We start from the raw sequence: 17,761 nt of genomic DNA, 5'->3' as shown, positions 1-17,761 counted from the left end.
GGAACATATGACGTTCGCAAACAAGATTGCGGCGAGCGCCGGGGCCGCCGGCCTCGCGCTGGCCGCCGCGCTGCCCGCCTGGGCGCAGGACGCCGCCGCGGCGGCGGCACCGACGCCCGACAAGGGCGACACAGCCTGGATGATGACCGCGACCGTGCTGGTGATGGCGATGATCGTGCCCGGCCTCGCGCTCTTCTACGGTGGGCTCGTCCGCACCAAGAACATGGCCTCGGTGCTGACCCAGATTCTCGCCGTCGCCAGCCTCGCGATGATCCTGTGGGTAAGCTATGGTTACGGCCTCGCCTTCGGCGGCGACGCCAATATGTTCGTCAGCGCCGGCAAATGGTTCCTCGCCGGGATGACGGCCGATTCGACCGCGGCGACCTTCACCGACGGGGTCGTCATCCCCGAATTCGTCTTCGTCGCCTTCCAGATGACCTTCTCGGCGATCACCGTCGCGCTCGTCCTCGGCGGGCTCGTCGAGCGCATGAAATTCTCCGCCGTGATGGTCTTCGCGGTCGTCTGGCTGACCATCACCTATTACCCGATCGCGCACATGGTCTGGTACGCCGGCGCCGACGATGCCTCGACCGGGCTGATCTTCGGCTGGGGCGCCCTCGATTTCGCGGGCGGCACGGTGGTTCACATCAACGCGGGCGTCGCGGCGCTCGTCGGCTGCCTGATCATCGGCAAGCGCACCGGCTATCAGAAGGAGATCATGGCGCCGCACTCGCTGACCATGACGCTGATCGGCACCGGCCTGCTGTGGTGCGGCTGGTTCGGCTTCAATGCCGGCTCGGCGCTCGAGGCCAATGGCTCGGCCGGCCTCGCGCTCATCAACACCTTCACCGCCACCGCGGCGGGCGTTCTCTTCTGGATGCTGACCGAGCGCGCGCTCGGCCACAAGGGCTCGCTGCTCGGCGCCTGCTCGGGCGCGATCGCCGGCCTCGTCGCGGTCACGCCGGCAGCGGGCAATTCGGGTCCGTTCGGCGCGATCCTGCTCGGCGCGATCGCCGGTATCGCCTGCTGCTGGTTCGTGATGATCGTGAAGCCGAAGCTCGGCTTCGACGATTCGCTCGACGTATTCGGCATCCACGGCATCGGCGGCCTGATCGGCTCGGCGCTCACCGCGGTGACCATGCTGCCCGCGCTCGGCGGTCCCGGCGGCGCCGACTATGCGCTGGGCGGCCAGCTCTGGATTCAGGTCAAGTCGGTCGCCGTCGCGGTCGCCTGGTCGGCGGTCGGCTCGGCCATCGCCTTCTCGATCGCCAAGGCGGTCACCGGCGGGCGCGTCTCGGCAGAGGTGGAGCGCGAAGGCCTCGACCTCGGCGAGCATGGCGAGCGCGCCTATAATTATTGACGAGACAGGATAGCCGCCGCCCGCTCTCTCCTCTTTCGAAAGGCGGCGGCATCCTACCGGGGTTCCTCCTGCGAACCACTGAAGGCCGGGACCACCAGTCCCGGCCTCTTTTTGTGCATTTTGTGCGCAAAAACGCCTGCACAAAATTGAAGCGCGCCGGCGCCAATTTAGGCCTTTCCAAGGTGACATTAATGTGGCATTCATTGCGTCAACAGTTTCAGGAGGGGAGAGCCTGAAAGGCTGGGCCGGGACGCAAGTCCCGGCCCTCTTTTTTTGCCCGCACTCCGGCGCGCGGACAAAATCCCCGAAAATCCTCGCCTTTTCCTGATGATGATACCGCGCCGAATCGCCGCGGCTTCGAATCGAATCGCCCTTTCCGGCAACGCCGAAAATTTTCGGCCGCCGGGAACCATCGCCTCTTCCGGCGCGTTTCATTGACCTACTTGATCGAAAGAAAGAGTAGAATTTGGTCCGCGTCTTCGGACGCGACCTAGGGAAGCCCCGCCGCAGAAATGCGACGGGGCTTACCTTTGTCCATAAGCCCGCGCGGCGCCCTCCTCAGGCCGTCTTTTCCGCCTGTGAAAACATGAAGGCATTGCCGTCGGGATCGTAGAAGGTGATCAGCCGCACCAGCCCCGGCACATGCTGGATATCGCCGTCCTGCCGCACCCCCTCGGCATCGAGATGCGCCTTCGCGGCGTCGATGTCGGCGACCTCGAACACATTGGTCGCACCGCCGCCCTGCCCCGCCGATTCGACCTCGCTCAGCCCGATGTTCACCCCCGCCATCGGCGTCGCCAGCTCGCACCAGCCGATCTCGTCGGCGCGATAGAGCAGGGCGCATCCCATCACCCGCTCGTACCAGGCGATCGACGCGGCCATGTCGGTCACGCCCATCGAGCAGGTCAGTTCGGATCGGATTTCGAGTGTCATTTCGCGTCTTCCTTTTGCAAAACGGGCCAGAGCCGTTCGTCCGAACGACAACCCCCACCCTTCTTTGGTCGCCCTCCCCGCGAAAGCGGGAATCCCGCTCCGCGCCGATCACGACCGTCGCGCACGCAGCACCGAACGAATCGGAGCGCTCGCCCGCTATTCGAAAAAGGAAAGCCGGCTTCCCGCTTTCGCGCGAATGACGATGTCCCCTTCCAACCCTTCCAACCCTTGCTTCCATAGTCTGATTTATATAGTTAGTTGCAAATGCGGTCAAGTGCACCCGATCCGCTGCTCGTCCAGCTTTCCGGCCATCGCTGGCTGGTACCGCTGCTCGCCGATCTCGCGAGCCGCAAGGGCGCGCGCTTCGTCGAGCTGATCCACCGCCTCGGCCTCTCGCGCGACAGCCTGACGCGCACGCTTCAGGCCGCGGCGGCGCTCGGCTGGGTGCGGCGCAACCCCGGCCACGGCCACCCGCTGCGCCCCGAATATATATTGACCGAGGCGGGCAGTGCCGCCGCCGCGCGCGCCACGATAATCGCCGGAGCGCAGGCCGCGCTCGGCCTGACGCCCGGCGCCGCGACGCGCTGGGGCCTGCCGATCGTCGCGGGGATCGGGACGGGACATGACCGCTTCAACGCCCTCGCGCGCCTCCTCGTCCCCGCCAGCCCGCGCGCACTGTCGCAGGGGCTGACGGCGCTCGGCCGGCACGGGCTGGTGACGCGCGACGTCATGGACGGGCGGCCGCCGGCGAGCCGCTACGGACTCACGGAGCGGGGAGGGCTGCTGGCGGAGGCGTGCCTGCCCTGAAAGCCCCTCCTCGTCAGAGGAGGGGTTTGGCGTGGTGGACGTCGTGCAGGAACACCACCCCGCTGCGACTAGAGCGGCGAGCCTTAAATCTGACCCGTTCCGCGGGGGCAGGCTCTGAGCTTGTCGAAGGGCCGTTCTTTCTTTCCGCGCCGCAAGAAGAAGGACGGTGCTTCGACAAGCTCAGCACGAACGGAAGAAAGGGTGATGCAGATTTATGGCTCGCTGCTCTAACGTGCAAGCGCGCAAGTCCCGCTGCCCCTCCTCTGAAGAGGAGGGGATGGAAATCATCCCAACGCCGCCTTCACGAAATCCGCCGCGCGCTCGCCGATCATGATGCTCGGCGCATTGGTGTTGCCCGAAACGAGCCGCGGCATCACGCTCGCGTCGGCGACCCACAGCCCCTCGATGCCCTTCAGCTTCAGCGCCGGGTCGACCACCGCGTCGGCGTCGCTGCCCATCCGACACGTTCCAACCGGATGATAGACGGTGTCGGCGCGGCTGCGGATCAACGCGTCGAGCGCCGAATCGTCTTCCAGATCGACCGGATGCCGGTCGACGCCGCCATAGTCCGACAGCGGCGGCGCGCCGACGATCCGGTGCATCATCCGCACCCCGGCGCGCAGCGTCGCGATGTCGCGGTCGTCGGTCAGGAAGCCGGGGTCGATGCGCGGCGCCGCGGCGGCATCGCCCGACGCCAGCGTCACGCTCCCGCGGCTCTCGGGGCGCAGTACGCAGGCGTGGCACGAAAAGCCGTGGCCCTTGACCTTGGTCCGGCCATGATCCTCGAGCATCGCGGGGACGAAATGATATTGGATGTCGGGCGCGGGCAGACCGGGCCGCGATGTCCAGAAGCCGCCCGCCTCGGCAAAGCAGGTCGTCAGGATACCGGTGCGCTTGCGGCGATGCTCGACGACCGCTTTCAGCATCCGCCAGGTCCCGCCCATGCTGTCGCCGAAGGGCTCGGTCGAGCGCGTCTCCCAGCTCGACACATAGTCGATATGGTCCTGCAGATTGGCGCCGACCCCGGCGCGGTCGGCGACCACCCCGATGCCGTGTGCGCGCAGATGCGCCGCCGGCCCGATCCCCGACAGCATCAGGATCTGCGGGCTGTTGAACGCCCCCGCCGACAGGATCACGCCGCCGGCCGCGCGCAGCGTCTCGCGCTTGCCGCCGCGCCGGATGACCACTCCCGTCGCGCGCCCGTCCTCGATCAGGATCTTCTCGACCAGCGCGCCGGTGCGGATGTCGAGGTTCGCGCGCCCGCGCAGCGGCTCGACATAGGCACGTGCCGCCGACCAGCGCTCGCCCGCCTTCTGCGTCACCTGATAAAGGCCGAAGCCTTCCTGCTGCGCGCCGTTGAAGTCCGGCGTGCGCGGCAGTTGCAGCGAGGCCGCGCTTTCGACGAAACGCCGGCTCGTCACATTGGGCCAGCGCTGGTCCATGACGTTGAGCGGCCCGTCGCCGCCGTGGAAATCGTCGTCCCCGCGCTCATTGCCTTCGCTGCGCCGGAAATAAGGCAGCACGTCGGCGTAGCTCCACCCGGTCGCACCCAATTCGGCCCATTGATCGTAATCAAAGGCGTTACCGCGGATATAGACCATCGCGTTGATCGCGCTCGACCCGCCCAGTCCGCGCCCGCGCGGCTGATAGCCGATGCGCCCGCCCAGCCCCGCCTGCGGCACCGTGTCATAGCGATAGTTCGATGCCTTGGGAATGAAGGGCATGAAGCCCGGCGTCTTCACCCGGATGATGTCGTTCGACCCGCCCGCCTCGACCAGGCACACGCGCCGCGTCCCGTCCTCGGCAAGCCGCCCGGCGGCCGCGCTCCCTGCGCTGCCGCCACCGATGACGATGATGTCGAACCGATCCATATTCCGCTCCCCTCGCCGCCCGATCGGCGGTCCCTTGCGGCTTACATGAATGTCATTAGGCGGCGAGGCAAGGCACTTCGTCTTTGCGAGCGGAGCGAAGCAATCTCCTGCTATCGTCGCGCCTTGTCGATAGCTGGAGATTGCTTCGTCGCTGATGCTCCTCGCAATGACGCCGCAGAATTATTCCGCCGCTTCCTCCGCCGCCCGCCCCGCGCGCCAGCGGTCCCTGATCATGTCGCTGGTCATCCGGCTGCCGTCGTGGCTCCAGCCCGGCTCGCGCCATAGATAGGACAGCTTGTGCCGCCACGGCGCCGCCCACACGTCCTTCGCGATCCCGACCCATTCGTGCACCGCCGCCCACAGGATGTTGAAGCTGCCGAGCTGCTTGACGATGCCGTATCGCACCGGCTCGTCGTCGCGTTCGGGGACGAAGCTGCCGAACATCTTGTCCCAGACGATGAAGACCCCGGCATAATTGGCGTCGAGATAGCGCGGGTTGACCCCGTGATGGACGCGGTGATGCGACGGCGTGTTCATCACCGCCTCGAACCATTTCGGCATCCGCCCGATCGCCTCGGTATGAATCCAGAACTGATAGATCAGGTTGAGCCCGCCGCAAAAGAAGACCATCGCCGGCGGAAAGCCGATCAGGAACAGCGGCAGGCGAAAAAGGAAGGTCAGGCTGAAGAAGCCCGTCCACGTCTGCCGCAGCGCGGTCGACAGATTATAGTGCTGCGAGCTGTGGTGGATGACGTGGCTCGCCCAGAACCAGCGCACCCGGTGCGCGGCGCGGTGAAAGACATAATAGGCGAGATCGTCGAGCAGGAAGCACAGGATCCACGCCCACCACCAGCGACGAAAATCGATGCCGATATCGAACAGACGGTATTGATAGGCCCAGAAGGCCAGACCGACCACCACCGCGCCGACCGCCGCCCCGGCGACCTGGCTGCCGGTGCCGAGCATCAGCGACGTCAGCGTGTCGCGCGCTTCGTAGCGGCTCCGGTCGCGGCGCAGCGAGATCAGCATCTCGACGATCAGCAGCAGGATGAACGCCGGCACGGCATAGACGACGGGATCGGGCAGCTCAGCCATGGTGACGTATCTCACCGCCTGACGAAGCGGCCGGCGGCGCCAGGTCCGGCATCGCCGACCGACCGGACAGGCTCCGCATCCGCGACGCCCACACCCCCGCTTCCTTGCCCAGGTGCAGCGTCACCGCCCCGAACGTCCGTTCGGGCATGGTCAGCGTCAGATAATCCTTGTCGAGCCGTCCGATCACCGCGGCATCCACGGCGCGCGCCGCGAAATGATTGCCGTGCGCGCGGATCAGCATCATCCGTCCCTCCCCGTTGCGGACGATCGCCGCGAAACCCGCGCGGTCGCGCGCGACCTCCACTCCATCGAATCCCGTCTCGGCCTCGTCGGCGAGGCGGATCGCATGGGCCGCGTCGGCGATGCGCGGATCGGCGCCCAGCCCCATCTTCCCGACCAGCCAGGCGATGAAGACCACCGCGACCAGCGATGCGCCGAGCTGAATCCAGACCGCCGCCGTCACCGGTCCCCCGCCAGCGCATCCATCATCGGCCGCAACGCCGAAAGATCGTACCCCGCCTTCGCCGCGGCATCGCACAGGGCATCGACATCGTCGCCGGCCCGCGCGCGCGCCAGCGCCCACAGATGCGTCGAGCGCGTCCCCGACCGGCAATAGGCGAGCACCGGCCCCGTCGCGTCGGCGAGCAGCGTGTCGAGCGCGTCGAGCTGCGGATGGCTGAACCCGGCATGGCCCACTGGAATCGCCGCATAGGCGAGCCCCTCGGCGGCAGCGGCCGACGCGATGTCGCCCCCCTGCGGCGCCGACGGCTCCTCGCCGTCGGGACGGTTGTTGACGATCATCGCAAACCCCGCGGCCTTCGCCTCCGCGACATCCTCGATGGCAATCTGCGGGGCGACGCTATAGTCGGGGCTCAGGGGACGAAAATCGCTCATGCCCACGATGTATAGGACAGCCGCATTTGCTGACAAGCGTGAAGGTGGAAGCCGACAGGAGATAGTGGCTCGCACAAAGGCACGAAGATATCTTCTCTTCCGTTCGTGCTGAGCTTGTCGAAGCACCGTTCTTCATTCTTAAAACGTCAGAAAGAAAGAACGGCCCTTCGACAAGCTCAGAGCCCGCCCCCGCGGAGGCGGGGGGCGAACGGGTTGGTAGGCGCTTCACGTCTTCGCGCCTTTGCGTGAGATTGTCTTCCCTAAAACTGCCGAATCACCGCCAGAAACGCATCGCCCCACGCCTCCAGCTTGCGCGCGCCGACCCCCGGAATCTGCGCCAGCTCCGCCAGCGTCGCCGGCCGCTCGCTCGCCATCGCGCGCAGCGCCGCGTCGTGGAAGACCACGTAAGGCGGCACCCCCGCCTCGGCCGCCAGTTCGCGCCGCGCCGCGCGCAGCGCCTCGAACAGCGGATCGCCGACGGGGTTCGCCGCCGCCCCCTCGCCGCGCGCCGTGCGTTTCATGCGCCGCGCCGGCGGTTCGGCCATCAGCACCGGCACCTCGCCCTTCATCACCGCGCGCCCGGCGGGGCCGAACATCAGCCCGCCATGCTCGGTGGTCGATAGCGCCTCGCGCGCCATCAGCGTGCGCACCAGCGGCTTGATGAGCCGCGCCTCCTCGCCCTCGACGAGGCCGAATACCGACAATTTGTCGTGGCCGCGCTGGACGATGCGCTCGTCGCTGCGCCCGGTCAGCACCGCCTCGACATGCCCGGCGCCATAGCTTTGCCCGGTGCGATAGACCGCGCTCAGCAGTTTCTGCGCCAGCACCGTCGCGTCGACCTGCTTCGGCGGCTCGAGGCAATTGTCGCAATTGCCGCAGCGCTCGGGCGGGGTCTCGCCGAAATGGCGCAGCAGCAGCGCGCGGCGACACTCGACCGTCTCGACCAGCGCGCCCAGCGCATTGAGCCGCGCCCCCTCGCCCGCGACGCGCGCCTCGGGCAGCTCGCCCAGCCGCATCCGCGCCCGCGCGAAATCCTCGGCGCCCCACAGCATCAGCGCCTCGGCGGGATCGCCATCGCGCCCCGCACGCCCGGTTTCCTGATAATAGCTTTCGATCGACTTCGGCAGCCCCGCGTGCGCGACGAAGCGCACGTCGGGCTTGTCGATCCCCATGCCGAACGCGACCGTCGCGGTGACGATGCCGTCCTCCGACGCGACGAAGTCGTGCTGCACCCGCGCCCGCCGTTCGGGGTCGAGCCCGGCGTGATAGGCGGCGACCGGCCGCCCCGTCGCGGCGGCGAGCTTCTCGGCCATCCGCTCGGTGCCGTCGCGCGTCGGGCAATAGACGATCCCCGGCCCCGGATTGGCGGCGATGAACTCGGCGAGCTGCTTCGCGGCGCCGATGCGCGGACTGACCCGATAGCGGATGTTCGGCCGGTCGAACCCCGCGAGCACCAGCCCCTCGGCCGCCATGCCGAGCTGGACGAGGATATCCTCGCGCGTGTGCCTGTCCGCCGTCGCGGTCAGCGCGAGCCGCGGCACCTCCGGAAAGGCGTCGAGCAGCGGCCGCAGCAGACGATAGTCGGGGCGGAAGTCATGCCCCCATTCCGAAACGCAATGCGCCTCGTCGATCGCGAACAGCGCAGGGCTGCGCGCCTCCATCAGCGCGCGAAACCCCTCGCCCGTCGCGCGCTCGGGCGCGACATAGAGTAGGTCGAGTGCGCCGTCGCGATAGGCCTGCCGCGTATCGGCCCAGTCGGCGTCGGCGCTCGTCCACGACGCCGCGCGTATTCCCGCCGCGCGCGCGCCGCGAAGCTGGTCGTGCATCAGCGCGATGAGCGGCGACACCACGACGACGCAGCCGTCCAGCGCCACCGCGGGAAGCTGATAGGTCAGCGACTTGCCCGCCCCCGTCGGCATCACCGCCAGCGTGCGCTCGCCCGCCATCACCCGCGCGACGACCTCCGCCTGCTTTCCGCGAAAGGCGTCGAAGCCGAAGGTCGATTTGAGCAGCGGGAGGAGAGCGTCGGCGGTCATGGCAGGGGGGCGATAGGGCGGATGGCGGAGAGAAGAAAGGCCTATCCGTCGCCCCCGCGAAGGCGGGGGCCGCTGTCGGCCTTGTCCCGCGATGAAAGCGTAAACCTCCAACGGCCCCCGCCTTCGCGGGGGCGACGAACACCCTCAGGCCCTAGCCCGCTCGGCCATCCGCGCCGCCGTCTCGCGCTCGGCCATCACGACATGGTCGGCACCGTGGCGGACGATATCGGCCCTTTCCTCGTCCGAATGCGCACGCGCGACGATCGTCAGCTTCGGGTTGATCGCCCGCGCCCGCCGCACGATCGCCCCCGCCTCGACCCCCTCGGAGATCGCGATCAGCAGGGTCGAGGCACTGTCGAGCCCCGCCTGACGCAGCACGCTTTCGCCCGCGGCATTGCCGACGATCGCCACCGCTCCGGCTTCCTCGGCGGCGGCGGCACGGTCCGTCCGGTCGTCGATCACCGTCAACGCCTCGCCCCGGCCGCCCAGCAGTTCGCCGATATGGCGGCCGACGCGGCCATAGCCGATCAGTACCGTGCGCGCAGGCGCGGCCTCGGGCACCGCCTCGACCACGGTTTCGGCCTCGGGCGGCTCGTCGGCGCGCATCCGCCGCACCGCGAGGGTGAAGAAGAGCGGGTTGAACAGGATCGACAGGATCGATCCTGCCAGGATCAGGTCGCGCGCCTCCTCCGGCATCACCTTCAGGCCGACGCCCAGCCCGGCAAGGATGAAGGAGAATTCGCCGATCTGCGCCAGGCTCGCCGCGATCGTCATCGCGGTCTGCGACCCGTGACCGAAGGCGCGCACGATCGCATAGGCGGCGACCGCCTTGCCGACGACGATGATCGCCACCGTCGCGACCAGCGGCCCTGGATGCTCGGCGAGCACCTTGGGGTCGAACAGCATCCCCACCGACACGAAGAAGAGCACCGCAAAGGCGTCGCGCAGCGGCAGCGTCTCCTCGGCCGCGCGGCGGCTGAGTTGCGTCTCGCCGAGAATCATCCCGGCGAAGAAGGCGCCCAGCGCGAAACTCACGTCGAACACCACCGCCGCCCCGAAAGCGACCCCGAGCGCGATCGCGAGCACCGCGAGCCGGAACAGCTCGCGCGACCCGGTATGCGCGGTCCAGTGCAGCACCGCGGGCAATATCCGCCGCGCGACGATCAGCATGAAGGCGACGAAGCCGACCACCTTCAGCGCGACGATCCCCGCCGATTGCAACAGCCCGGCGCCGCCGCTTTCGTCGCCGCGCCCGCCGAACATCGCGGGCAGCAGGACGAGCGCGAGCACCATCGCCAGATCCTCGACAATCAGCCAGCCGACCGCGATCCGTCCCTTTTCGGTCTCGACCATATCGCGCGCCTGCAACGCGCGGAGCAGCACCACCGTGCTCGCGACCGACAGCGCGAGGCCGAAGATCGCGCTCCCCGCGAGCGGCCAGCCGAGCGACAGGCCGAGCGCGATGCCGAGCCCGCTCGCCACCGCGATCTGCGCGATCGCCCCCGGCACCGCGATATTCCGCACCGCGAGCAGGTCCTTGAGCGAGAAATGCAGCCCGACCCCGAACATCAGCAGGATCACCCCGATCTCGGCGAGCTGGAGCGCGAGCCCGGTGTCGGCGACGATCCCCGGCGTGAACGGCCCGACAAGCACCCCCGCGAGCAGATAGCCCGCGATCGGCGAAATCCGCAGCCGGTGCGCGAGCGCGCCCATCAGAAAGGCGACGCCGAGGCCCGCGACCACGGTTCCGATCAGGCTGGTGTCATGCGGCATAGGGCAGCGTAAAAGGCGCGGGGACGCGCGGTCAAGCAACTCAAGTGATTTTGTTGCGATTGCCCGAATCAGGAACCCGGCGCGGCTGCGGCCCGTTACCCCTGTCATGATGGAGGCTGCCCATGCCGCATCCCCTGCTTCTCGCCGCGCTGTTCGCCGCCGCCGAGCCGCCGCCGCGTCCCGAAGTCCCGGCGCGCGTCGAAACCACGCCCGCGACCGCGAGCAAGGGCGACCGCGCCGACGACCCCGCGATCTGGCGCAACCCGCAGGACCCGGCGAAAAGCCTGATCCTCTCGACCGACAAGAAGGCCGGGATCGCGATCCACGACCTCGCGGGCCGCCTGCTCGCCTTCCAGCCGTTCGGCGACCTCAACAATGTCGACCTGCGCCCCGACGTGACGATCGCGGGCGAAAAGGCGACGCTCGTCGCCGCATCGGATCGCAGCGACCATGACCACCCGCGCCTCCGCCTCTTCCGCCTCGACCCGAAAGCCCCGCGCCTCGTCGAGATCGGCAGCGTCGATCCGCCTGCGGGTGAGGCCTACGGCCTCTGCCTCCACCGCCGTGCCGGCGGCATCGATGCCTTCATGGTCTATGAGGAAGGGGTGGTCGAACAGATCGCGCTCGACCTGTCGGGCGCCGTACCGACCGGCAAGGTGCTACGCCGCCACGACCTCGGCAGCCGCGCCGAGGGCTGCGTCGCCGACGACCGCACCGGCACCCTTTACGTGGCCGAGGACAAGGTCGCGATCTGGCGCATCGCCACCGACCCCGCGCGCGCAATGACGCCGCAGCGCTTCGCCGCGGTCGACGGCGTCCACCTCCACGACGATGTCGAGGGCCTCGCGATCCTGCCGCGCGGCAGGGCCGGCGGCATGCTCTTCGCCGCGAGCCAGGACGACGACAGCTTCGCCGTCTTCCGCCTGCCGGACGGCGCCTATGCTGGCGGCTTCCGCATCCGCGGCGGCGCGATCGACGGTACCGAGGACACCGACGGTATCGCGCTTCACGCTGGCGATTTCGGCGAGGCGTGGCCCGGCGGACTATTCGCGGCGCAGGACGGCAAGAACCGGGACGCTACGGACGAAAAGGCACCGCAGAATTTCAAGCTGGTGCCGCTGGGGGATATTCTGCGGGCGCTGGGCGTGGGCGCGAATCGAAACTGAGAACGACAGCTTTGGGGTGGGGAGCGGCCATACCCCACCTTCGTCATTCCCGCGAAGGCGGGAATCCAGTGTGGGGTCAGCCGGCGCACGCTCTGGATTCCCGCCTTCGCGGGAATGACAACGTTATAATGCGCCGATCATCGTCTACGCGGTCGCAACCGGCCACCTTCCCCTCTAAACCGTCCCCTCTTCCTTCTCCGCCTGCTGCCGCGCCCACATGTCGGCATAGAGTCCGCGCATTGCCAGAAGTTGCTCGTGCGTCCCCGTCTCGGCGACGCGGCCCTTTTCCAGCACGATGATGCGGTCGGCGTTCACCACCGTCGACAGGCGGTGCGCGATGACCAGCGTCGTGCGCCGCTCGGCGATGCGGTCGAGCGTCGCCTGGATCGCCGCCTCGGTGCGGCTGTCGAGCGCGCTCGTCGCTTCGTCGAGGATCAGGATCGGCGGGTTTTTCAGCAGCGTTCGCGCGATCGCGACACGCTGCTTCTCGCCGCCCGACAGCTTGAGCCCGCGCTCGCCGACCTCGGTCTCATACCCCTGCGGCAGCAGCGCGATGAAACCGTCGATCGCCGCGCCCTCGGCCGCCGCCGCAATCTCCTCCGCGCTCGCATCGGCACGGCCATAGGCGATGTTGTAGCCGATCGAATCGTTGAACAGCACCGTGTCCTGCGGAACGATACCGATCTCGGCGCGCAAGCTCTTCTGGGTCACCGCCTTGATGTCCTGCCCGTCGATCGTCACGCGCCCGCCCTGCGGGTCATAGAAGCGAAAGAGCAATCGCGCGATCGTCGACTTGCCCGCCCCCGACGGCCCGACGATCGCCAGCGTCTCGCCCGCGCCGACCGCGAAGCTGACGCCGTTCAATATCGTCCGGTCAGGTTCGTAGCCGAAGACGACATTCTCGAACGTCACCGCGCCGCCGGTCACGATCAGCGGCCCGGCATCATCTGCGTCGCGAATCTCGGGCGGGGTATCGATCAGGCGGAACATCGCCTCCATGTCGATCAGCCCCTGGCGGATCATGCGATAGACCATGCCGAGCATGTCGAGCGGGCGAAAGAGCTGCGCGAGCAGCGTGTTCACCAGCACCACGTCGCCGACCTTGTAGATGCCCTGCGACCAGCCCCACACCGTATAGGCCATCGCCCCCGCCATCGCGGCGTTGGTGATCAGGCTCTGCCCGATGTTGAGCCAGGCGAGGCTGTTCTCGCTCTTGACCGCGGCGCGCGCATATTGGTCGGCGACGTCGCGATAGCGCGCCGCCTCGCGCTCCTCGGCGCCGAAATATTTGACCGTCTCGTAATTGAGCAGGCTGTCGACGCTGCGCCCGACGGTCAGCGTGTCGAGGTCGTTCATCCGCGTGCGCAGCGCGTTGCGCCAGTCGGTCACCTTGCGGGTGAAGGCGATATAGACGACGACCATCAGCGCGGTCGCCCCCGCGAGCCCCAGGCTGAACTTGCTCCAGAAGATCACCAGCACCGCGACCAGTTCGACCAGCGTCGGCGCGATGTTGAACAGCAGGAAATAGAGCATCGTGTCGATGCTCTTGGTCCCGCGCTCGATCACCTTGGTCACCTCGCCCGTCCGGCGCGCGAGGTGAAAGCGCAGGCTCAGCGCGTGCAGATGGGTGAAGGTCGCGATCGCCAGCTCGCGCGTCGCGTCCTGCCCGACGCGTTCGAACACCACGTTGCGCAGGTTATCGAACAATACCCCGGCAAAGCGCGCGCCGGCATAGGCGATCACCAGCCCGATCGCGAGCGCGACCCCTTCTTCCATGCCCGGCGCCATGCGGTCGATCGCGGCGCCATAGAGGAAACCCATCGAAAGCTGCACGCCCTTCGACGCGAGCACGATCAGCGCGGCGAGGACGATGCGAACCTTGTGCTCGGTATGCCCCGCCGGCCACAGATAGGGCAGGAAACGCTTCAGCGTCGCCAGAACGGGCGGTTCGCGTGCCGCATCGGCGGAAGTGGACGTGTCGGGCGGCATGCGGCCAGCATGTAGGGATGCGGCGCGCAAACGCCAAGCCGTGATGGCCGGAGGGCGGATCGCAATGGCGCCGTATTGGGCGCCCGCTTCCGTCTCTCATCGCCTCCCGCGCGGACCCGCGTGCCGCAGAATACGGTCGATCAGCCGCCGGTCCTCGGGGTCGGGCCGCGGCACGGCAGGGTCTTCGGCGGGACGGTCCTGCCGCCGTCCGAACAGCGGGCGGTGCGGCGGCACGAAGGGCGAGAAGCGCATGGGCAGCGAACCTTGCTTGCGCGGCGTCGCCCCCGGCGCCGCGGATGGCCTGCCCCCTCGCGCCGACCTTCGCCGGCCATGCCTGCCGGTTCGTGAAGGAACAGGGTTACTGCGTCGTTCGCTTCGGCACGGTGAAGGTGCCGGTCACCCGGCCACTGGTTCCGCCCGGCACGACATTGCCGTCGGGTCCGCGCGCGGCGCCGCGGCCGTCGACGGTCGCTCGCCCCGAATTGAGGTCGATCAGCATCCGCCCGCCCGACAGGCGATTCGCGCCCTGACGCAGTTCGACATTGCCGACCATGGTGATCAGCCGCCGATTGAGGTCGTAAATGGCGACATTGCCCTTTGCGACTTCATTGCCCTTGGTCACCGTGACCCCGCCCGAGGCGTCGAGCCGGTTGATGTCGGTGCCGCCGGCGCGGGTATAGGCGATGGTCATGCGCTGCGCGGTCAGGGTCATTCCCGCCTGCGTCACCCGGACATCGCCCGACACGATGACGCGGTCGGCGCGATCCTGCACCTCGATGCGGTCGGCCGCCATGTCGACCGGTGCGCTGCTGTCGTGATTCGCGAGCGCCTGCGCCTGCGCCGGGGCGCCGCCGCCGGCCGACAGGATCGCGACGCTGGTCAGCGCGAAGCTCGCGCCCGCGAGCGCCAGGCTGCGCCAGCCGAACAGGAGGGGGCGATTCATCGGAGGACTCCCTGGTTGATCCGCAGCCGCGCATTGCCCGACAGGCGCACGATCCGCTCGTCGAGATCGGCATAGAGCGCGTTGGCCGAAAAGCGGCCGATGTTCAATGTCCCCGCGACTCCCCCGTCGCCGGTCAGGCTGCGCGTCTTCAGGTCGACCGCAACCCCCTGCGCATCGATGCTGTACCCGTCGGCCCCCTTGACCAGCACCGTGCCGGGCACCGTGACCGTCTCGCTGTCCATATTATATTGCGCATGTTCGGCGGCGATCGTCGCCGGGCCGTCGGTCAGGCTGATCGCACCCGACAGGTCGGTCATCCGCACGATCGGCTCGGCGCTCGACTGCTGCACCGCGCTGCCCGCGACCAGCGCGAAGGGCCGGCCTTTCGTGTCCTGGCCGCGATATTCGGCGCGCGTCACCCGCATCCGCTCCTTCGCCACCTCGACCTTGTCCTTGGCGAGCAGAAAGCTGATCTCGGAGCGCTGGGTAAAGGGAGAGAAGATCAGCACCGCGGCGATGACCCCGATCACCAGCGGCAGCCCGACGCGCAGAAGGCGCACGACGCGGTCGTGGCGCGACCCGCTGGCCGCCCATAGCTGGCGCATCGTGCGGTCGAGGTCGGCGCGTTCGGACATCAGCTATGCGCGAAGATATCGACCTCGGGCCAGCCCGCGAGGTCGAGCGCCGCGCGTGTCGGCAGGAAATCGAAACAGGCCTGGGCCAGCCCCGTGCGCCCCTCGCGCGCCAGACGGGCGTCGAGCACCGCCTTCATCGCGTGCAGATAGCGCACGTCGCTCGCGGCATAGTCGCGCTGCGCGTCGCTCAGCACCGCGGCGCCCCAGTCGCTCGACTGCTGCTGCTTCGACACCTCCTGCCCCAGCAATTCGCGCACCAGTTCCTTCAGCCCGTGCCGGTCGGTATAGGTGCGCACCAGCTTCGAGGCGATCTTGGTGCAATAGACCGGCGCGGTGACGACGCCGAGCGCGTGCTGGAGCGCGGCGATGTCGAAGCGCGCGAAATGGAACAGCTTGAGCCGCGCGGGGTCGGTCAGGATCGCCTTGAGCACCGGCGCGTCATAGGCGCTGCCGGGACCGAAGCGGACGAGATGCTCGTCGCCGCCGCCGTCGCTGATCTGGACCAGGCACAGCCGGTCGCGCAGCGGGTTCAGCCCCATGGTCTCGGTGTCGATGGCGACCGGACCCGGGGCCAGCACGCCTTCGGGCAGGTCTTCTTCGTGGAAATGGACGGTCATCAGCGTGCCTTAGGCGAAGCGGCCCGGCCGCTCAATGACTGGTTTTCGCGGGCGCCCGCAGCAAGCCAAAGCGTGGCAAAAGCGCCACAGCATCCTTGAATTTTCTGTTCGCAGAAAAGCCGGGGATAGGTTATGTATTGCGCCCTTGGTGGCACGGGGCGAGTCTGTGCCCATGGTGAACTGCGTCCCCGTCCGGCGCAAGGAGCCGGTTCAATAGGGCGTGGACGAACCGAAAGCGACGACTAAGCAATGAGTTTCAACAAGGATCGCCGTGGCCATCGCGGGCGCGGCAAGCGCGATGATTTCGGCAATTTCGACAGCTTCGAACCCGCCCCCTACGGCGGCGACAGCTTCGGCGGCCCACCGCGCGGCGGATTCGGCGACCGCGACAGGGGCGGATTCGGTGGCGGTGATCGCGGCGGCTTCGGCGGCGGCGACCGTGGCGGCGGCTTCGGCGGCGGGCGCGGTGGCGGCATGCCGGCGCAGGTCGTCGGCGAGGGCCAGGGCACGGTGAAATTCTTCAACCCGTCGAAGGGCTTCGGCTTCGTCGCGCGCGACGATGGCGGCGAAGACGTGTTCGTCCACATCAGCGCGGTCGAACAGGCCGGGCTGCAGGGGCTCGCTTCGGGTCAGCCGCTCGGCTTCACCCTCGTCGAGCGCAACGGCAAGGTGTCGGCGATCGACCTCAAGATCGAGGGCGAGCCGATGCCGATCGAGGAATTCGCGCCGCGGCGCGACGATCGCGGCGAGCGCCCCGGCGGCGCGCGCGGCCGGCGCCAACTGACCGGCGAGCGCACCTCGGGCACGGTCAAATTCTTCAACACGACCAAGGGCTTCGGCTTCATCGCCCGCGACGACGGGCAGGCCGACGCCTTCGTCCACGTCACTGCGGTGCAGCGCGCCGGCCTCGCCGGCCTCGAAGAAGGCGACCGCCTCTCCTTCGACATCGAAGTGGACGATCGCGGCAAGTTCGCCGCCGTCAACCTCCAGCCCGCCAGCGAATAAGCGGCGCGCGAACCGGAAAAGAAAAAGGGCGGCCTCGCGGGGCCGCCCTTTTTCGTTGCGCGAGCGCGTCCGCCGGGACCGTCAACCGCCCAGCGTCGCCTTCAGGAACCAGATCCGCTTCTCCGTATCGTCGGCCCAGCCGTCGACGAGGCCGCTCGTCGCGATGTCGCCCGCGGCTTCGGCGGCGTCCTTCGTCTCCTTGAGCTGCGCGAGCAGCGCTTCATTGTCGGCGGCGAGGTTGGCGATCATCGCATCGGCGCCGACGCCGGCCTTGTCGTCGTCCTTGATCGACTGGTGCCGGCCGATGTCGCCGATCGAACGCAGCGTCGGCGCGCCGATCTTGCGCACCCGTTCGGCGATCGGGTCGATCGTCGCCAATATCTGCGCCGCCTGTTCGTCGAACAGCAGGTGCAGGTCGCGAAAGCGCGGCCCCTCGACATGCCAGTGATAATTTTTGGTCTTGAGGTAGAGGGCGAAGCTGTCGGCGAGCAGCGCGTTGAGCGCGTCGGCGACGGCGGGCTTGTTCTCGGAGCTTTTCTTCTCGGGCATGGCTATTTCCTTTCGTCGATCCGGATATAGGCCGGATGCCGATCGAACGCCCATGAAGTCTCTTGGTCGCCCTCATCGAAAAAATCGA

17 protein-coding genes are annotated in these 17,761 nt (G+C 68.2%); 4 read left to right on the top strand and 13 right to left on the bottom strand.

Annotated elements, in window-relative coordinates:
* The first annotated feature begins 7 nt into the window (after positions 1 to 7).
* Complete coding sequence (locus tag FHR21_RS01905) at positions 8 to 1,360, top strand: ammonium transporter (RefSeq protein ID WP_184094744.1); 1,353 nt, start codon at positions 8 to 10, stop codon at positions 1,358 to 1,360.
* Between the two features lie 558 nt (positions 1,361 to 1,918).
* Here FHR21_RS01905 and FHR21_RS01900 read toward each other — a convergent pair.
* On the bottom strand, positions 1,919 to 2,293 hold the full coding sequence (locus FHR21_RS01900; protein WP_184094742.1) for a VOC family protein: 375 nt from the start codon (positions 2,291 to 2,293) through the stop codon (positions 1,919 to 1,921).
* Positions 2,294 to 2,557: 264 nt separating this feature from the next.
* Between FHR21_RS01900 and FHR21_RS01895 the strand changes: the two genes are divergently transcribed.
* Positions 2,558 to 3,100, top strand: coding sequence for a winged helix-turn-helix transcriptional regulator (locus FHR21_RS01895; RefSeq protein WP_184094740.1), 543 nt, complete (start codon positions 2,558 to 2,560; stop codon positions 3,098 to 3,100).
* A gap of 284 nt (positions 3,101 to 3,384) precedes the next feature.
* Here FHR21_RS01895 and FHR21_RS01890 read toward each other — a convergent pair whose 3' ends face one another.
* The 6 genes from FHR21_RS01890 to FHR21_RS01865 form a co-directional block, all read right to left on the bottom strand.
* The gene (locus FHR21_RS01890; protein ID WP_184094738.1) at positions 3,385 to 4,971 is read right to left on the bottom strand and encodes a GMC family oxidoreductase; all 1,587 of its coding nucleotides are present in this window, start codon (positions 4,969 to 4,971) and stop codon (positions 3,385 to 3,387) included.
* A gap of 180 nt (positions 4,972 to 5,151) precedes the next feature.
* The gene (locus FHR21_RS01885) at positions 5,152 to 6,066 is read right to left on the bottom strand and encodes a sterol desaturase family protein (protein ID WP_184094736.1); all 915 of its coding nucleotides are present in this window, start codon (positions 6,064 to 6,066) and stop codon (positions 5,152 to 5,154) included.
* The gene (locus tag FHR21_RS01880) at positions 6,059 to 6,529 is read right to left on the bottom strand and encodes a hypothetical protein (RefSeq protein WP_338113018.1); all 471 of its coding nucleotides are present in this window, start codon (positions 6,527 to 6,529) and stop codon (positions 6,059 to 6,061) included. The genes FHR21_RS01885 and FHR21_RS01880 overlap by 8 nt, the downstream gene beginning before the upstream one ends.
* Complete coding sequence (locus FHR21_RS01875) at positions 6,526 to 6,960, bottom strand: protein tyrosine phosphatase family protein (protein WP_184094734.1); 435 nt, start codon at positions 6,958 to 6,960, stop codon at positions 6,526 to 6,528. The genes FHR21_RS01880 and FHR21_RS01875 overlap by 4 nt, the downstream gene beginning before the upstream one ends.
* A gap of 260 nt (positions 6,961 to 7,220) precedes the next feature.
* Positions 7,221 to 8,996 (bottom strand): DNA helicase RecQ, encoded by a 1,776-nt coding sequence (recQ, locus tag FHR21_RS01870; RefSeq protein ID WP_184094732.1) that lies wholly within the window; start codon positions 8,994 to 8,996, stop codon positions 7,221 to 7,223.
* A 144-nt stretch (positions 8,997 to 9,140) separates the two neighbouring features.
* The gene (locus FHR21_RS01865; protein WP_184094730.1) at positions 9,141 to 10,769 is read right to left on the bottom strand and encodes a cation:proton antiporter domain-containing protein; all 1,629 of its coding nucleotides are present in this window, start codon (positions 10,767 to 10,769) and stop codon (positions 9,141 to 9,143) included.
* Positions 10,770 to 10,891: 122 nt separating this feature from the next.
* Between FHR21_RS01865 and FHR21_RS01860 the strand changes: the two genes are divergently transcribed.
* Positions 10,892 to 11,935, top strand: a complete 1,044-nt coding sequence (locus FHR21_RS01860) for a phytase (protein WP_184094728.1) — start codon at positions 10,892 to 10,894, stop codon at positions 11,933 to 11,935.
* Positions 11,936 to 12,109: 174 nt separating this feature from the next.
* On the opposite strand, the gene FHR21_RS01855 is transcribed toward FHR21_RS01860, so the two are convergent.
* The 5 genes from FHR21_RS01855 to FHR21_RS01835 all read right to left on the bottom strand — a co-directional run bounded on the left by FHR21_RS01855 (position 12,110) and on the right by FHR21_RS01835 (position 16,119).
* Positions 12,110 to 13,924, bottom strand: coding sequence for an ABCB family ABC transporter ATP-binding protein/permease (locus FHR21_RS01855; protein ID WP_184094726.1), 1,815 nt, complete (start codon positions 13,922 to 13,924; stop codon positions 12,110 to 12,112).
* A gap of 96 nt (positions 13,925 to 14,020) precedes the next feature.
* Positions 14,021 to 14,176 (bottom strand): hypothetical protein, encoded by a 156-nt coding sequence (locus FHR21_RS01850; protein WP_184094724.1) that lies wholly within the window; start codon positions 14,174 to 14,176, stop codon positions 14,021 to 14,023.
* A gap of 106 nt (positions 14,177 to 14,282) precedes the next feature.
* A complete protein-coding gene (locus FHR21_RS01845; protein WP_184094722.1) occupies positions 14,283 to 14,867 on the bottom strand; it encodes an LptA/OstA family protein in 585 nt (194 codons plus the stop codon).
* Positions 14,864 to 15,502, bottom strand: a complete 639-nt coding sequence (gene lptC / locus FHR21_RS01840; protein WP_184094720.1) for an LPS export ABC transporter periplasmic protein LptC — start codon at positions 15,500 to 15,502, stop codon at positions 14,864 to 14,866. The genes FHR21_RS01845 and lptC overlap by 4 nt, the downstream gene beginning before the upstream one ends.
* Positions 15,502 to 16,119: a ribonuclease D gene (locus FHR21_RS01835; RefSeq protein ID WP_184094718.1), complete on the bottom strand. Its 618-nt coding sequence runs from the start codon at positions 16,117 to 16,119 to the stop codon at positions 15,502 to 15,504. The genes lptC and FHR21_RS01835 overlap by 1 nt, the downstream gene beginning before the upstream one ends.
* A 249-nt stretch (positions 16,120 to 16,368) precedes the next feature.
* Between FHR21_RS01835 and FHR21_RS21015 the strand changes: the two genes are divergently transcribed.
* Complete coding sequence (locus FHR21_RS21015) at positions 16,369 to 17,124, top strand: cold-shock protein (protein WP_184094716.1); 756 nt, start codon at positions 16,369 to 16,371, stop codon at positions 17,122 to 17,124.
* 81 nt (positions 17,125 to 17,205) lie between these two features.
* Here the strand turns inward: FHR21_RS21015 and FHR21_RS01825 are convergent, their stop codons facing one another.
* Positions 17,206 to 17,673: a Dps family protein gene (locus FHR21_RS01825; protein ID WP_184094714.1), complete on the bottom strand. Its 468-nt coding sequence runs from the start codon at positions 17,671 to 17,673 to the stop codon at positions 17,206 to 17,208.
* Positions 17,674 to 17,761 lie beyond the last annotated feature (88 nt).

Source organism: Sphingopyxis panaciterrulae (genome assembly GCF_014199295.1).
In the GTDB taxonomy this organism is placed as follows: Bacteria; Pseudomonadota; Alphaproteobacteria; order Sphingomonadales; family Sphingomonadaceae; genus Sphingopyxis; species Sphingopyxis panaciterrulae.
This window is presented reverse-complemented; position numbering and strand designations above follow the sequence as displayed.

Bases quoted from the DNA above. Each gene is read 5' to 3' on its own strand.
- FHR21_RS21015 (WP_184094716.1), top strand. From the start codon at position 16,369: ATGAGTTTCAACAAGGATCGCCGTGGCCATCGCGGGCGCGGCAAGCGC.
- recQ (WP_184094732.1), bottom strand. From the start codon at position 8,996: ATGACCGCCGACGCTCTCCTCCCGCTGCTCAAATCGACCTTCGGCTTC.
- FHR21_RS01845 (WP_184094722.1), bottom strand. From the start codon at position 14,867: ATGAATCGCCCCCTCCTGTTCGGCTGGCGCAGCCTGGCGCTCGCGGGC.
- FHR21_RS01905 (WP_184094744.1), top strand. From the start codon at position 8: ATGACGTTCGCAAACAAGATTGCGGCGAGCGCCGGGGCCGCCGGCCTC.
- FHR21_RS01825 (WP_184094714.1), bottom strand. From the start codon at position 17,673: ATGCCCGAGAAGAAAAGCTCCGAGAACAAGCCCGCCGTCGCCGACGCG.
- FHR21_RS01865 (WP_184094730.1), bottom strand. From the start codon at position 10,769: ATGCCGCATGACACCAGCCTGATCGGAACCGTGGTCGCGGGCCTCGGC.
- FHR21_RS01835 (WP_184094718.1), bottom strand. From the start codon at position 16,119: ATGACCGTCCATTTCCACGAAGAAGACCTGCCCGAAGGCGTGCTGGCC.
- FHR21_RS01855 (WP_184094726.1), bottom strand. From the start codon at position 13,924: ATGCCGCCCGACACGTCCACTTCCGCCGATGCGGCACGCGAACCGCCC.
- FHR21_RS01885 (WP_184094736.1), bottom strand. From the start codon at position 6,066: ATGGCTGAGCTGCCCGATCCCGTCGTCTATGCCGTGCCGGCGTTCATC.
- FHR21_RS01875 (WP_184094734.1), bottom strand. From the start codon at position 6,960: ATGAGCGATTTTCGTCCCCTGAGCCCCGACTATAGCGTCGCCCCGCAG.
- lptC (WP_184094720.1), bottom strand. From the start codon at position 15,502: ATGTCCGAACGCGCCGACCTCGACCGCACGATGCGCCAGCTATGGGCG.
- FHR21_RS01890 (WP_184094738.1), bottom strand. From the start codon at position 4,971: ATGGATCGGTTCGACATCATCGTCATCGGTGGCGGCAGCGCAGGGAGC.
- FHR21_RS01850 (WP_184094724.1), bottom strand. From the start codon at position 14,176: ATGCGCTTCTCGCCCTTCGTGCCGCCGCACCGCCCGCTGTTCGGACGG.
- FHR21_RS01895 (WP_184094740.1), top strand. From the start codon at position 2,558: ATGCGGTCAAGTGCACCCGATCCGCTGCTCGTCCAGCTTTCCGGCCAT.
- FHR21_RS01860 (WP_184094728.1), top strand. From the start codon at position 10,892: ATGCCGCATCCCCTGCTTCTCGCCGCGCTGTTCGCCGCCGCCGAGCCG.
- FHR21_RS01900 (WP_184094742.1), bottom strand. From the start codon at position 2,293: ATGACACTCGAAATCCGATCCGAACTGACCTGCTCGATGGGCGTGACC.